10 protein-coding genes are annotated in these 15,258 nt (G+C 25.9%); 9 read left to right on the top strand and 1 reads right to left on the bottom strand.

Annotated elements, in window-relative coordinates:
* Nucleotides 1–336: 336 nt before the first annotated feature.
* Both Q0087_RS06830 and mer read left to right on the top strand, forming a co-directional pair.
* Complete coding sequence (locus tag Q0087_RS06830; RefSeq protein WP_297898932.1) at nucleotides 337–1,041, top strand: CDGSH iron-sulfur domain-containing protein; 705 nt, start codon at nucleotides 337–339, stop codon at nucleotides 1,039–1,041.
* A 430-nt stretch (nucleotides 1,042–1,471) separates the two neighbouring features.
* Entirely contained in the window at nucleotides 1,472–2,437 is a 966-nt protein-coding gene (gene mer, locus Q0087_RS06825) for a 5,10-methylenetetrahydromethanopterin reductase (protein WP_297898931.1), read from the top strand.
* A gap of 96 nt (nucleotides 2,438–2,533) precedes the next feature.
* Here the strand turns inward: mer and Q0087_RS06820 are convergent, their stop codons facing one another.
* Nucleotides 2,534–3,352 carry a radical SAM protein gene (locus Q0087_RS06820; RefSeq protein ID WP_297898930.1) on the bottom strand — a complete coding sequence of 273 codons (819 nt, stop codon included), beginning with the start codon at nucleotides 3,350–3,352 and terminating at the stop codon, nucleotides 2,534–2,536.
* Nucleotides 3,353–4,090: 738 nt separating this feature from the next.
* Between Q0087_RS06820 and Q0087_RS06815 the strand changes: the two genes are divergently transcribed.
* The 7 genes from Q0087_RS06815 to Q0087_RS06785 all read left to right on the top strand — a co-directional run bounded on the left by Q0087_RS06815 (nucleotide 4,091) and on the right by Q0087_RS06785 (nucleotide 15,247).
* Nucleotides 4,091–5,197 (top strand): archaeosine biosynthesis radical SAM protein RaSEA, encoded by a 1,107-nt coding sequence (locus tag Q0087_RS06815; protein WP_297898929.1) that lies wholly within the window; start codon nucleotides 4,091–4,093, stop codon nucleotides 5,195–5,197.
* A gap of 174 nt (nucleotides 5,198–5,371) precedes the next feature.
* Entirely contained in the window at nucleotides 5,372–5,854 is a 483-nt protein-coding gene (locus Q0087_RS06810) for a DUF308 domain-containing protein (protein WP_297898928.1), read from the top strand.
* A 299-nt stretch (nucleotides 5,855–6,153) separates the two neighbouring features.
* Nucleotides 6,154–6,468, top strand: coding sequence for a hypothetical protein (locus Q0087_RS06805; protein WP_297898927.1), 315 nt, complete (start codon nucleotides 6,154–6,156; stop codon nucleotides 6,466–6,468).
* 245 nt (nucleotides 6,469–6,713) lie between these two features.
* Complete coding sequence (locus Q0087_RS06800; protein WP_297898926.1) at nucleotides 6,714–6,866, top strand: hypothetical protein; 153 nt, start codon at nucleotides 6,714–6,716, stop codon at nucleotides 6,864–6,866.
* A gap of 42 nt (nucleotides 6,867–6,908) precedes the next feature.
* Nucleotides 6,909–7,181 (top strand): hypothetical protein, encoded by a 273-nt coding sequence (locus tag Q0087_RS06795; RefSeq protein WP_297898925.1) that lies wholly within the window; start codon nucleotides 6,909–6,911, stop codon nucleotides 7,179–7,181.
* A 37-nt stretch (nucleotides 7,182–7,218) separates the two neighbouring features.
* The gene (locus Q0087_RS06790; protein ID WP_297898924.1) at nucleotides 7,219–7,626 is read left to right on the top strand and encodes a hypothetical protein; all 408 of its coding nucleotides are present in this window, start codon (nucleotides 7,219–7,221) and stop codon (nucleotides 7,624–7,626) included.
* Nucleotides 7,627–8,077: 451 nt separating this feature from the next.
* Nucleotides 8,078–15,247 (top strand): pseudomurein-binding repeat-containing protein, encoded by a 7,170-nt coding sequence (locus tag Q0087_RS06785; protein ID WP_297898923.1) that lies wholly within the window; start codon nucleotides 8,078–8,080, stop codon nucleotides 15,245–15,247.
* Nucleotides 15,248–15,258 lie beyond the last annotated feature (11 nt).

Here is a 15,258-nt window from a genome sequence, read left to right as displayed (position 1 = left end):
GCACAACCAATACCCAAACCCACAACAACAACAAAACCCAACAAAAAATATTACATAAAAAACACCAAAAAAATAACAAAAAACTAAAAGAACAAACAAAAAACCAAGAAAAAATAAGCAAACAAAAAGCTAAAAGAAAAACTAAAATACTTAAGATATTGATTATAATAAACTAAACAAATATAATAATTAATAGAATATAACTAAATATTTAATTAATAGAATATAATAATATTACTATAATAAATAAAAATTTAATGTATAATATTATACTAATAAAAATGATAACTAACTAAACACAATAACTTAAGAATCATGAAATATTGGAGATAAAAAATGAAAATTAAAATAACAAAAAATGGACCATATATAGTAACTGGATCAATACCATTATATAGTGAAACAATAGCTTGTGATGAAAAAGGAAATAGTGTTGGTTTTAAAGAAAAAGAAAAAATAGATTCTAATGGAACATATACTCTTTGTAGATGTGGAAAAAGTAAAAATAAACCATTTTGTGATGGATCTCATTTAAAATTTGACTTTGATGGAACTGAAGTTTCTAGCAAAAAAATATATGAAGAAAGTTTAACAACATTTGAAACAAATAAAATACGATTAGATGATGCAATAGAACTTTGCGACCATTCTAGGTTCTGCCAAAATAATGAAGGGATTAGAAAATTAATTGAAAATGGAGATTCTGAATCAATAAAAATTGCAAAAGAACAAGCAGCTAATTGTCCTTCAGGAAGACTTTTGATTTGGGATAAGGAAAAAAAAGAATCAACTGAAAAAGAATATGAAAAAGAAATTGTAATATTATATGATCAAGGAAAAGATTGTGAAGGGCCTATATGGGTTAAAGGTAAAATTCCTATAGAAGGAGAAGATGGAGAATTTTATGAAAATAGGAATAGAATTACTCTTTGTAGATGTGGAAAATCAAAACATAAACCATTTTGTGATGGTAAACACTGGATGTCCCCCGAAATGGAAAATAAATTTAGAAAGAAATGGAATTTGAAAGATCTGGAATAGTTTTAAGAATTCTAAATAATATATCTATTCTTAAATTAGTACATTTATTATTATAATTAGTTATTAATTATAATTAGTAATTAAAATTATTATAATAATATATAATTAATATAATAATATAGTTAATATAATAAAATATTATTTCTTATAGATAATATCTCTAATTATAAATAATACTTATACTTTCATGTAACTTTTATTTTAAAAATTATTTGCTTTTTTTAATTATAGTTTAATAATATTAGAATTAAATTAATAAGAATACTAAAAATAAGGAATTATCGAAAATAAATAAGATATAATTAAAAACAAGAATGAAAAACCATAATATCAAATATTATCTGATATTATATATTTAAATTTTTCTATTATAATCAAATATAAAATACTTTATATATAGAAGCACTTAAAAATTAATTGGTGATAAAATATGAAGTTCGGTATCGAATTTGTTCCAAATGAACCAATTGATAAAATTGCAAAGCTTGTTAAATTGGCAGAAGACGTAGGATTTGAATATGTCTGGATTACTGACCATTACAACAACAAGAACGTATATGAAGCATTAGCTTTATTAGCTGACGCAACAGAGACCATTAAATTAGGACCTGGTGTAACCAATCCTTATGTAAGAAGTCCTGCTGTAACAGCTGCAGCAATTGCTACTTTAGATGAATTATCCAATGGTAGAGCTACTTTAGGTATTGGACCTGGAGACAAAGCTACTTTTGATGCTCTTGGAATTGAATGGACTAAGCCTGTAAGTACCATTAAAAGTGCTATAGAAATGATGGAAACTTTAATGGCTGGTGAAAAAACAGAGTCTGGAGCTCAACTCGGAGGAGTAAAATCTGTCCAAGATAAAATCCCTATTTACATGGGCGCACAAGGACCTATGATGTTAAAAACCGCTGGAGAATGCTCAGATGGTGCTTTAATTAACGCATCAAATCCTAAAGACTTTGAAGCTGCAGTCCCTTTAATTGAAGAAGGAGCTAAAGCTGGTGGAAAAAGTATGTCCGATGTAGATGTAGCTGCATACACATGTTGTTCTATTGCTGCTGATTCTACTGCTGCTGTAAACGCTGCAAAAATTGTTGTAGCTTTCATTGCTGCAGGTTCCCCGCCTCCTGTATTACAAAGACATGGATTACCAGAAGGAATCAATGAAAAACTCGGAGGATTAATTGGAAAAGGTGACTTCGGTGGAGCTATTGGAGCTGTAAGTGACGAATTAATGGAAGCTTTCTCTGTATGTGGTACTCCTGATGAATTCATACCAAAAATTGAAGCTCTCGGAGAAATGGGTGTTACACAATACGTAGCAGGTTCCCCAATTGGACCAGACAAAGAAGAATCTATAAAATTATTAGGAGACGTTATAAGTAGCTTCTAAGCTAAATAACTTCTTTTATTTCTTTTTTTATTTTTAATTTTCCAAATATTAAAATATTTTAATATTAAATCAAAACCTTTTTTAAATAATAATACTTTAAATAATAGAATTTTTAATTTTATATTTCTTACACGCATTTTCTAAGTTTTTATAAACATTTTTCTGATAATTAATGTTTGGGTATTCTTTTTCTTTAAAAATTTGTTTAGTAGCTTCAGAAATATTAGGGAAATTTTTATCAATAATTTTATAATATTTTATTTTTGAATCATTATTACTTTCTCCAAAAAGTGTTAATGGCCCACCAAAAATATAATCCACACCAATTTTATTTAAGACAGAAAATATTTTATCAATATCCTCATCAGAATCTGAAATAAAAGGCAAAAGAGGCATTAAAGATACACCAACTAAAAATCCTTCATCTTTTAATATTTTAATGGCTTTTAATCTTTTTTTTGGACTTGGAGCATTTGGTTCAAAAATTTTAGCTATCTCATTATCTAAAGAGGAAAAAGAAAAAGTTATCATAACTTTTGAGTCAAGAAAAGTCAAATCTTTCGGCAATACTCCATTAATATTAATTTTTTTAAATATTTCAATATCTCTAAGAACAAGATCAGATTTAGTTACTATATGCACAGGAAATTTAAATCTATTAGCTACATTTAATAAATTTCGAGTGAGTAATAATTCCTTTTCAATATTCATATAAGGGTCAGTAGCTGATCCAAATAAAATCACTGCTCTTTCGCCCGCTTTTGCTTTTCTCTTCAGTTGATTTTTGAACATTTGTAGAGCATTTGACTTTATATAAAAAGAATCTGTTGATTCTACATATTTACTACCATTAATATAACAATATTCACAGTTAAAAGAACAACCGATATATGGATTAAGTGAATAATCCCCCAAGAATAATCCTCTCGATTCCTTACTTTTATTAAGAATTGTTTTTACATTTTTCTCTTTAAAACAATATTTTTTAGCTATCTTAGCTTCATTAAAACCTTCAATAATTCCAGAATTTTTTTTATTATTATCCTTTTTCTTAACAAAATGATCTAAAGAGAGATTAGGAATTATTTCACAACCATTAATTTTAATAATAAAAATTTTAATAAAATTTAAGTATTATGATAAAATTGAAATATATAAAATTTAACTATAAAATTTAAACATATAATAAATCTAAACATATAAGAACATGAATATAATAATAAACTTACAATACAATAAATTATAATATAAATTATACAACAAAATCAAATATAACTCATGCAAATAATTTTATTAAAATAAAAAATATATTAATATTTGAAAAATATATAAATATTTTAATATTATTAATATATTTTTAATAATATTAATAAATTTAAGAATAAAAAGTATGTCATGTAAAAAATTCAAGGAATGAATTTATATAAAAATTCAAGAAATAAAATATTTTATTTTTATTTAATATATTATTTTAATTGTATATAGTTTGATTTTATATATTTTAATCTTATAGCTTGATTTTATATATTTTAATCTTATAGTTAGATTTTATATTATAATTCATTATTATCTAGATTTATTTTTAAGTTGGAAATTTAGTAAATACCAAATAAGTCTAAAAAAATAGAAAATTAAAGGTTAAGGAAAGAAATAATGGAAATCCAGAAACTTAATAAAGAAATAAGAAACAATTATATTGGAAGAATGAAAATTAGGAGTCCTGAAAAGCTTTCTACAAGTTGGTATCAGGATGATTTACTTTACAGTGGTGTTGGAAAAAGTTTATTTGTAATAGTTCCTACTCCCGGTTGTTCATGGGCATTAGGAGACACTGGAGGCTGTACCATGTGCAGTTATATCTCAGACTGTACACTTGGCCCAATTGATGATACAGTTATTATTAAATTATTTAAAAAGGAATTAAATAAACATATTGAGAACATAAAAGCTGATGGTGAAAGTAAGCCGATAGCAATAAAAATATTTGTTTCAGGAAGTTTTTTAAATCCGCTAGAAATTTCAAAAGAGGTTAGATATGAAATATTGGATACAATAGCAAAAATAGATGAAATAAAAGAAGTTGTTGTTGAATCTCGTCCAGAATATGTTAATAAAGAAGTTCTTGAAAATTCATTTTCAATAATTGGAAATAGATTGCTAGAAATAAGTATCGGTTTAGAATCTCAAGATGATTTTATAAGAGAAAAAAAGATAAACAAAGGGTTTTCAAAGGAAGATTTTAAAAATGCAGTTAATATACTGGATAAGATAGATAAGGACCCAAATAATAATTATTCTGCAAAGTCTAAAGCATATATTTTCGTGAAACCAATTTTAACATCAGAAAAAGAATCAATAGATGAAGCAATTAAAACAGCATATTATGCAGAAAGTGTTGGTACAAATAGGGTTTCTTTTTGTCCTGCGACAATACATAAAGGAACAATAATAGAACAATTTTGGAGAAAAGGCTCTTATCAACCCCCATGGATTTGGAGCGTTATTAAAATTATTAATGAAAGTAGAAAAAATCTAAAAATCCCTTCTTTTATGGATACATCAGGTTTTGGATCCCGTAGAGGACCGTACAACTGTAAAAAATGTAATAAAGATCTTAAAAATGCTATTATAAATTCAAATATTCAACAAAATATCATTGAAGATTATGAATGTGTTTGCAAAAATGAATGGTTAGCTGAAATAAATTCTTCAAATTTTAATAAAAGCAAAACAAAAATTAAACATTTGCCCCTATTATAAACTAATTAAAAAATAATCTATAAGCAGAATAATCAAAAAAAATACAAAAAAATATATAAACAAAATTAGATAAATTATTATTAATATTCTTATATATTATTATATATTATTTATAGAAATATAAATTATAAAAATAATATTTTGAAATATGGTTTGTAGTATGGAGGTTAGAATATGAAAAAATCAATGCTTAGTATTTTAGCAATAGTATTAGGTTTAATTATAATAGCATTTCCAATGCTAGGTTTAGTTGGTGCTCAAGCTATTATTGGAGTTGCTGTTCTTTTAATGGGTGTATTTTTATTAATTAGTGGAATTTCTGAAATAGATTATAGTCCTAGTAGGAGTATAGCTACAATATTTGTAGGTATTTTAATACTAATTTTAGGTTTAATCTTATTATTTAGTCCAAATACATTTGCATTTTTAGCAGCACTAACAATATATTTAGCAGGAATATTACTTATTGTTGCAGGACTTGTAACATTAGTAGGCAATAAAGAAAATGGTTTTTCATTCTGGAGTGGAGTTCTTGGAATAGTATTAGGTGTTATCTATATAATTTTAGGAACATATGCAAAAAATCCTATGATTTTAGGTGCATTAATAGGTATTTGGTTAGTCTTAACTGGAATAATCAGACTTATTGATAATTAAAACTATACTTAAATAAATTTAAAATAAATTTGTTATTTATTATAATCAGATTAATTTATCTGATTATTTTATTTCCTATTTTTAATATTTCATAATATCTTGTAGTTTATTTACTAAAAATTTTATTAAAAAACTTTATTAAAAATTTTTATTAAATTAGAATTAATTTTAGCTCAAATAATAAACACTTGTATACTTAATTCATTTTTATATTTAACTCTTTTATATTTATATTATAAATCTTATTGAATGAAATAATGCTGTGAAAAATATGATTTTCTTATGGTTGGTGATTGGAGATGGATTATTTTGATTATATTAATGTGGATCCTATTTTAGCAATGGTTTTGCTAGGTATTACGATTATTGGTGGTATTTTAGGACCTATTTTAATAAATAGATATCTTTTACCTAAACATATTAATGATGATGGAGAGCTAGAAGGATTTGTTGATACAAATACAAAAGAAGGTGTTATGTATGTTATAGGTTGGACAGCATTAGGAACTTTCACATTTATAATTCTAAGCCTACTAGTATGGTTTTTTATAATTATTGGTATTATTCCTATTGTAGGTCTTATATTTTTTACTTATAGGTATTTTACATTATAATATCTTTTTATACCTTTTTCCATGTTTATTTTATTATTTTTCAATATTTAAAACTTTTTAAATATAGTTATTCTTTATAAGCTTTTAAATTAACTAAATTTATATTATTTTTTAATAGATTTTTATTTGTTTTTATCTTTATCAGCTTATTATAATTTTTATTATTTTTGGTTTTTTTAGTAATATTTATATGTTATTTTGTTATATATTTATTAATATAGGGTATTTTAGGTGGTGGATTTTTTATGGAGAATAAGAATTTTGCTATAATATTAATTGTGGTAATTGTTTTGTTAGTTGTTGTTTCTGTGGTAGGTTTTTTTTATTTGTTAAATCCTGCTAGTTCTGATTCTATGAAGAATAAGACTTTTGATAATATTATTATTAGTGTTCCATAAAATGTAGATCTTACAAAAACTGATTTAAATAGCTATGAAGATATGATTAAAGGAATTTCAATTTATATTTATACAACAAATACTGATGAAAATTTTATTAAAGAGTTAATTCGATCTGAACCTGTTTTAAATAATTTAACTGAGATTGATGTTACTAATCTTTCGTCTAATGCTAAAGCTTTTAAGTGGGGTCAAGATGAGAATATGACAACAATTATTGTTACTAATGATGAAAAAAATAAAGCTGTTTTTATAGTTTCTGTTTATGATAGGGATTTAGCTGTTAAAATGGCTAATAGTGTTGTTTTTAAATAATTAAAATCATTTCTTTATTATTTATGGAGGTGTTATAATGGTGGATAAGAAGTATTTTTTTGTTTTTGCTTGTGTTTTTATTTTGTTTGCTGCTTTGATAATTGCTTCTGATTCAGTTTCAGCTGCTAAATATAAAAAAATTGATAAAGGTGAAAATAAGTTAATTTATAAGAATTCTTGGAAATCTTATTATAATGGCAAAACGGTCACAACATCTTATAAAATGTATGTTAAATACCCTAATAAATCTAAATATGAGCTTTATGTGAATAATAAGATTTATTTAACTAAAGTTAGTAAAAATAAGTTAAAAGTCACTGTTGTTAATCATCGTACTAAAAATAATCCTTATGGTAAGTATACTGATTATGTTAAAACTTCTTTAAGTGCTAAATCTTATTATAATAAATTTTATAAAAAAAGTTTTAGAAATCCTGGTGCTTAAAAACTTTAAAAATTTATTTTTTTCATTGACTATTATATCTTTTTTTATATTATTAACTATTATTGATTTATAATTAAAGGTTAAATAAACAAAAGTGGGAATTTAACATATAATATGAACAAAAAAATTATACACTGAATTTTTTTAAATATATTCATTTTATTTTATATACTCATTAAACAAAAGTAATCATGGTTCTGTGTTCATATATTATATTTTATCTGTTTTCATTGAAAATTAAAGGGTAAAGTTTAAATATTTATTAATTTAATACTATATTTGATATAAAGTAATAGTAAGTTTATATTTCTATTCAGTTTATTAATATTATTGTATTATTTGTGGTATTTTTTATCTCTAATCTATTCTTTTTGATTATTAAAAATGTCATTAAATTATAAAGCGAATTATTTTATTTCATTGGTAGTCATTATATTATGGGGTTCGTCGAATGAGTTTTAAAAAATTGATGATAGTGTTGTCTTGTATTTTAGTTCTTTTTTTGTTTGTGGGTGCTGTTTCTTCTGCTACTTTGAATGAAACTGAAATGAAGGATTCTTCTTCTGCTGTTAAAAATTATACTGATTCTAACAGTAAATTGCCTAAGTATGTTGATATTTCTGATAAGAATAATTCTATGCCTTCTTATTTAAATTCATTGGTTACCTATACATTGCAACTTAATAAAAGTAATAAAAATCCTGTTATTATAAAAAGTGTTGGTGCTCCTACTGGTCCTTCTGGAACAGCTACAGGTACTTTAACAAAAGCACAATATTTGACAATGGCTAATAATATTAAGAATTTTATTAATACTAATGGTGTTGCTCCTAATTATGCATCAAGCTCTTTGGGTAATATTCGTTATGAATCATTAGTATATGCTTATACAAGAATTGTTAATTATTATCATGTTAATGGTGTTTTACCAAACTCTGTAACAATCACTCAAATTTCTGGCGTTAATTCTGCAGGAGTGATAGTAGATAATTTACCTCCAACTGTAAGTATTAATTTAACTGGCGGCACTTATAATAGCGTTAAAAATGTTACTATAACAGCTACAGATAGTAGAGATTCAAATCCCAAAGTTTATTATAGTATAAATAATGGTGCATGGGTTAATAAGGTTAAAACAGTTACATTAACACTTGGTGCAGGTGAAACCGTTTTAAAGTATTATGCAATTGACTCGAAAGGCAATCCCTCTGCTACAAAAACAGTAACATATAATATAAACATTGCAACTACTAACACTACTAAATTTTCATTGGAAGATCTACAATATGCTGCAAATTCTGTTCAAACACATGTTGAAGTTAATCATAGATTGCCTGAAAATATCACTATTAATGGAATAACAATTAATATGGCTCAATTCTTAAAACTGCTATCTATTTCAATTATTAACATTAATAATGGTACAAATTCTTCGATTGAGCTGGAAAATGCAACAACAGTTGTTTCATCTGAAAATTTAAATAAATCTGGAAGTCTGAATAAAACTGATTATTTAAGCCTTGCAAACAGTATTAAATCTTACATGGATACTAATGGTCAAGCTCCAATACATCAATCTACTAATATTGGTAATATTGGCTATGAATCATTAGTTTATACATTCGCACAAATAATATCCTCACATCAATCTTTAAATTCTTTACCTGATTTTATCACTGTTTATCCATGGAGTACTGTTTCTAATAATAGAACTGTATTTATGAACATGGCAGATATTATCGATGCTTCTGGTACTCTTGTTTCTCATGTTGAATCACAACATAATTTGCCTGATTTTATCATTATTTCAGAAAATAAGGTTAAAATGAGTGATTTTTTAATGCTCTCAGCAAAAGCCTTAAAAAACCTAAATGGAAAACTCTTCCAATCCATCATTTTAGAAAATTTCAGTGCTGCTGCTAATCCTTATGAAAGTATTACTGGAGGTAATTTACTTTATACTGATTATTTAAGCTTGATAAATGATGTTATTAGTTTTATGGATGCTAATCGTACTGCTCCTAACTTTAAAAACACTATTCGTGGAGCTATTTCATACCAATCATTAATATATATTAATGCCCAACTTTTAGTTTCTGCAAACAAAAACAATATTCTACCTGAGTATATTACATTAATACCTTGGAGTATTGTTCAAAATACTTCTACTACTTTTATTAGTATGGATTTAATTAATTCAATAGCTTTTTATCTTAAAAATTATGTTATTACTAATCATGCTTTACCAAATAATCTGAATCTTTCAGGTTTTATTATTAATATGCCTCAGTTTTTAATGCTAGAAATTGTTTCTTTAAAAAACATTAAAATAGGATTGTATCAATCTATAATATTAAGAAATTATTCTGCTCCGAATAATCCTTCAGAAAGTATTATTGCTGGTAAGATTAGTTTTGCTAATTATTTTAATGCTATTGATAATATTAAATCATATATGGATACTAATGGCCAAGCTCCAAATTATTCTTGGATATCTCAAGGAAACATGTCTTATTATAATTTAATTTTCATGTATGCATTAATTTTGGATTATTATAATACTAGATGTTCTTTGCCCGAATATGTTTCTGTTAATCCATGGTCAGTCGTATCTAATTCGAATACTGTGAGTTTTACTGAAACTCAAATTATGGAAGCTGCAGAAACTGTGGAGTATTATATTGAAGTTAATCATGTTTTACCAGATAATGTTATCATTGGTGGTTATAATGTTACTATGCCTCAGTTTTTAAAACTTTTAACCACTACACTACATAATCTTAATGGTACTTATGCGGGTCAAATATTGCTTGGTAATTTTGGATATCCAACATCATATTCTGAAACTACTAAAGGAGGAATACTTGATCGAGATACTTATTTAAATCTTGCTCGTAGTGTTGAGTATTTTATGTTTGCTGGAAGGGCACCAAACTACCAAAATTCAACTATTGGGAACATAAGATATGACTCACTAATTTATATGTTCTCACAAATAGTAAGCTCTGTTAAAAAAACTGGTGAATTACCTGACTTTATTGTAGTTGAACCATGGAACAAAGTATCTAACACATCTAACACCTTTGTTTCACTTGGTATTGTAATACTTTTTTCAGATATTGTTAAATATTATATTGAAACTCATAATACTCTTCCAACAAATATTACTGTTGATAATTTCACTATTTCTATGCCTCAATATTTGAAATTATTAAGTAATAGTTTGGATTATCTTGATGGTAATTTAATGAGTAATATTTTGTTAGAAAACTATACTATTCCAACGGGTTTTTCTGAAAATATTAAATCTTCTGTTTTTGATCAAGAGTTTTATACATCTTTAGCAAATAATATTAGTTCATACATAATGAATAATGGCAAGGTCCCTGCTTATATGGAGACTAATTTAGGTAATATTTCTTATCAATCTTTGATTTATACTTTTTCAAGCATTATAAGTTATTATCTTTATACTAGTAATTTGCCAGATGTTTTTTATTTTAATAATTGGAGTGTTGTTTCTAGTAATAATACTAAATTTGTTTCTATTGATGATATATTGGTTGTGGGTAAATTTGTGGCTGATTATATTGAGAAATATTATACTTTACCAAGTTATGTGGTTATTAATGGTTCTAATATTACTATAGCTCAGTTTTTAAATCTTGCTGTTATTGGTGTTATTAATATTGATAATGGTTTTAGTGGAATGATTCCTATAAAAAATTATGGTTCTCCTACAAATGTTTCTGAAAATATTAATCAGTCTTTTGGAATTTCTAATAATGATTTAATTGATCTTGCGTCCATTATTGCGGAATATATGGAAATTAATGGAAAAGCTCCTGATTATCAAAATTCTACTTTAGGTAAAGTAGGATTTAATTCACTTGTTTATATTTATAGTCAAATTTTAAGATCATACAATATAATAAATCAAACTTTCTCTTTTATAACAGTTGTGCCTTGGGATGTAGTTTCTAATTCTAGTAATGTGTTTATATCTATGGAACAGCTTAAAAATGCTTCAATTTATATTAAATCTTATGTTAGTAATTATCATATTCTTCCGGATAGTGTGTTAGTTTCTGGTGTGAATATTTCGATGGATGAGTTTTTATTGCTTTCAGCAAAAGCTTTAATTTTCCTTAAAAGTGATCTGGATACAAGTTTAATTTTAGAAAGACTAAATATACATAATTCAAATAATGCTTCTGAAAATATTATGAAAGGAGATATTTATTATGATGAAATCTTAGAGATAGCAGATTATGTTGTTTCTCATTCAAATAATAATAAAAAAGTTCCTTCTAACTTCACTAACAGTAGTTTAGGAGATTTTATTAGTTTTGAATCTTTAATTGTTATATTTTCAAGTATTATGGCGACTTATAATATTAATAATGGTAATATTACTGACCAATTGTCTGTTGTTCCTTGGTTGGCTGTTTCTAATCCGAATAAGACTTATAATTTTAGATCAAATAAAGTCTTCGATAGCTTACAAGAAGCTATTAATGATATTGATACGGTTGATGGCGATAGTTTATGGCTTTCTAAAGAAAAATATCTTGAAAACATTATCATAAATAAAAAATTAACAATCAGTTCTTTATTTGATAATTTTGTATTAATCCAAGCATTAAATACTTCTAATCCTGTTTTCACAATTAATAGAAATGCTAGCGGTAGTTTATTACAAGGTCTTTGGATAAATGGCTCTAGTAATTATGATCTTAGTTATGGTATTTACATTTCTAATTCTTCTAATAATACTATTTTAGGATGTAAAATTACTGGTCATTTTTATGGAATTGAACTTTATGAATCTAGTGGGAATGTAATATCAACAAATGTTATATCTGATAATCTTCGCAGAGGTATTTCTATTGAAAGCTCTTTAAATGATGAGATTGCTTATAATAATATAACTAATAATATGTATGGAATTTTTAGTTATCTTTCCAATAATTCTAAGTTTTATGATAACATTGTTTCAGAAAATTGGATAGGATTTCTTTTTGAAAACTCTTCTGGTGAAGGACATTATAACATTATATTTAAAAATACAGAATATGGTTTATATAGTGAAGGTTCAAATAATGTTGTGAATTTTACTAATAATTGGTGGGGTTCTAACAATCCTATAACATCATCAACTACAGGTAGTGATGTTTTTATAAATGGAGGAAACGTTTCTTATAATCCTTATTTGATTTTAAAACTCACTAAATCTATAGATAGGTCTACTTGGAATAGCACTTACTATGGCTATTTCATCGAGGCGGATTTAACATATAATAATAATGGGGAAGATACTTCTACTCATGGTAATATTCCTGATGATTTAATTATATACTTTAACTCTACTAATGGAAATATTAATACTTCAACAACTACAATTAATGGTAAAACTAGAATCAAACTTGTAAACATAACTAATGGAACAACAACTATCTCTGCTTCTTTTAATGACTACACATTAAATAAAACTTTTAATGCAATGCCTATTAATTCTACAGGTGTTTTAAATACTAGAACCGGAGAATATTTTGAAACTATTCAAGAAGCCATTAATAGTATAAATACGCGATATGGAGATACTATTCGTGTTTTTGAGGGTACTTACTATGAAAATATCGTCATAAATAAAAAAATTACATTAGAAGTTGTTCCAGGAGAAAATGTCTATTTATATCCTAAAAAACCTGATCAGAGTGCAATAACAATTGTTTCTTCAGGTAGTGGAAGTGTTATTAATGGTTTTAATATTTTAGGGTCCGACGAATCGTATGGCATAAGTATATTCAGAGTACATGGTTGCACTATAAAAAATAATGTAATTAGAGGGTTTGATGGAAATATTTATTTATATATTTCTGGAAATAACACTATACAAAATAATACTATTTTGAATGGTGTTGAAGGGATTTCATTAATTGCTTCAAATAATAACAAAATTAATGGCAATAAATTAGTTTCTAATGAGAATGGCATTAGTTTACAAAATTCAAATTATAATATTATTAATGATAATGATTTAATTTATAATTATTATGCTATTTATATTAAATTTAGTGATAATGTTAATATTTTAGATAATAAGTTAGTTAATAATTGGGTTGGTGTTTATCTATTTAAAACTGATGGTAATATTGTTGTTGGTAATATTTTCACGGAAAATGGTGCAGGTTTATCAATTTATAATTCTATTGCTACTTTGAATAGTTCTAATATTTTTAAAAATGATTGGTTGGCTGATACTTCTGTTATTGATGATAGTGAGATGGTTATGGCGACTACAGTCTATACTTGTGGTCCTGCAGCTCTTGCTACACTATTTAAAAAATGGGGAGTATTTACAACAGAATCAGAAATAGCAAAGCTTGCTAGTACTGATAATGAAGGAACAAGTTTATGGGGTCTTAAAAATGCTTCAGAATCTAAAGGCATATATGTAAATGCATATAATGTGACATCTGATAAATTAAAAGTTGATTATATTGTACTTTTAAAAATTAATGGTTTTAATCATTTTGAACTAATATTAAACATGAGTAATGAGACTGTTACTTTGTTTGATCCTAATATTGGTATTATAAGTATGAATTGGACTAGGTTCAATGAATTGTTTACTGGTATTGTGATGGTTTTTAATGGCACTATAATTAATTGCACTCCTTTGTCTGAGAAATTGATGAAGGAAATTAAAGGTTTATGGCATTATGAATATCGAACATATTATAAGTATCATCCACCAAAAGTATATTGGAAAACTTATACAATAAAATACCCTGTTAAAGTTTCTGTAAAAGTGGGCTGGAAAACAGGATGGTTTGGAATCAAATACCCTGTATTCAGCACAAAAACCGTTTGGAAATCATACACTATCCGAGTACCATATGTTAAAAGTGCAGGATGGCTTGAAGCAATAAAATACCGTGTGAAAGTTTATGACTGGAGAGATGTATATAATGCAGCCAAGTTTGTTTATAACAAAGGTAAAACTTATGTAAATAATGCAGTTAAAAGTATTACTTCTGCAGTTACTTCTGCAGTTAATACTGTGAAAAAAACTGTTACTTCTGCAGTTAATACTGTGAAAAAAACTGTTACTTCATTAGTTGATAATGCAGGGAAAAGTTTAAATTCCGCGGTTGATACCGTTACCAAGAGTTATACTTCTTTCATGAAAGATAATCCCGGATGGAATTTCACAGCTCATTTAGTAGCTGATGTTGCAGGAGGATATTTGATATCAGCAGCTATTGGTCTAGCACCAGTAACTGGCGGTCTTTCACTGGGTCTTTTAGTACCTGGAGTATTAATGTCAATGTATGGAAATGGATTATTTGAGGAAAAATGGACAACTAAAAATGTTGGAACCTTTTTAGGTTCATCTATATTATCTGCAATTCCTGGTGGAGCTGCTACTAAGCTTGTTAAAATATCTTCTCTACCTTCCATGGGTAAACAAATACCTAAAGTTGCATCTGGTACTAGTGGTGCTACTTTCATCAATGGATTTATCAATTATGCTAAAGAACTTCCTCGTTTAGCATATAATATAGAAATTAGTTTGTCGACATATACATATAACTATGTGACACCCGATTATTGAGGTTAAGTAAT

Origin of the sequence: uncultured Methanobrevibacter sp., assembly GCF_937881195.1 — an archaeon.
In the GTDB taxonomy this organism is placed as follows: domain Archaea; phylum Methanobacteriota; class Methanobacteria; order Methanobacteriales; family Methanobacteriaceae; genus Methanobinarius.
The sequence above is the reverse complement of the archived record's forward strand: the minus strand, read 5'-3'. Positions and strand labels throughout refer to the sequence as shown.

What these genes read in the sequence shown, in the direction of transcription:
- Q0087_RS06830 (WP_297898932.1), top strand. Translation starts at nt 337, where the DNA reads ATGAAAATTAAAATAACAAAAAATGGACCATATATAGTAACTGGATCA.
- mer (WP_297898931.1), top strand. Translation starts at nt 1,472, where the DNA reads ATGAAGTTCGGTATCGAATTTGTTCCAAATGAACCAATTGATAAAATT.
- Q0087_RS06815 (WP_297898929.1), top strand. Translation starts at nt 4,091, where the DNA reads ATGGAAATCCAGAAACTTAATAAAGAAATAAGAAACAATTATATTGGA.
- Q0087_RS06810 (WP_297898928.1), top strand. Translation starts at nt 5,372, where the DNA reads ATGAAAAAATCAATGCTTAGTATTTTAGCAATAGTATTAGGTTTAATT.
- Q0087_RS06805 (WP_297898927.1), top strand. Translation starts at nt 6,154, where the DNA reads ATGGATTATTTTGATTATATTAATGTGGATCCTATTTTAGCAATGGTT.
- Q0087_RS06800 (WP_297898926.1), top strand. Translation starts at nt 6,714, where the DNA reads ATGGAGAATAAGAATTTTGCTATAATATTAATTGTGGTAATTGTTTTG.
- Q0087_RS06795 (WP_297898925.1), top strand. Translation starts at nt 6,909, where the DNA reads ATGATTAAAGGAATTTCAATTTATATTTATACAACAAATACTGATGAA.
- Q0087_RS06790 (WP_297898924.1), top strand. Translation starts at nt 7,219, where the DNA reads ATGGTGGATAAGAAGTATTTTTTTGTTTTTGCTTGTGTTTTTATTTTG.
- Q0087_RS06785 (WP_297898923.1), top strand. Translation starts at nt 8,078, where the DNA reads ATGAGTTTTAAAAAATTGATGATAGTGTTGTCTTGTATTTTAGTTCTT.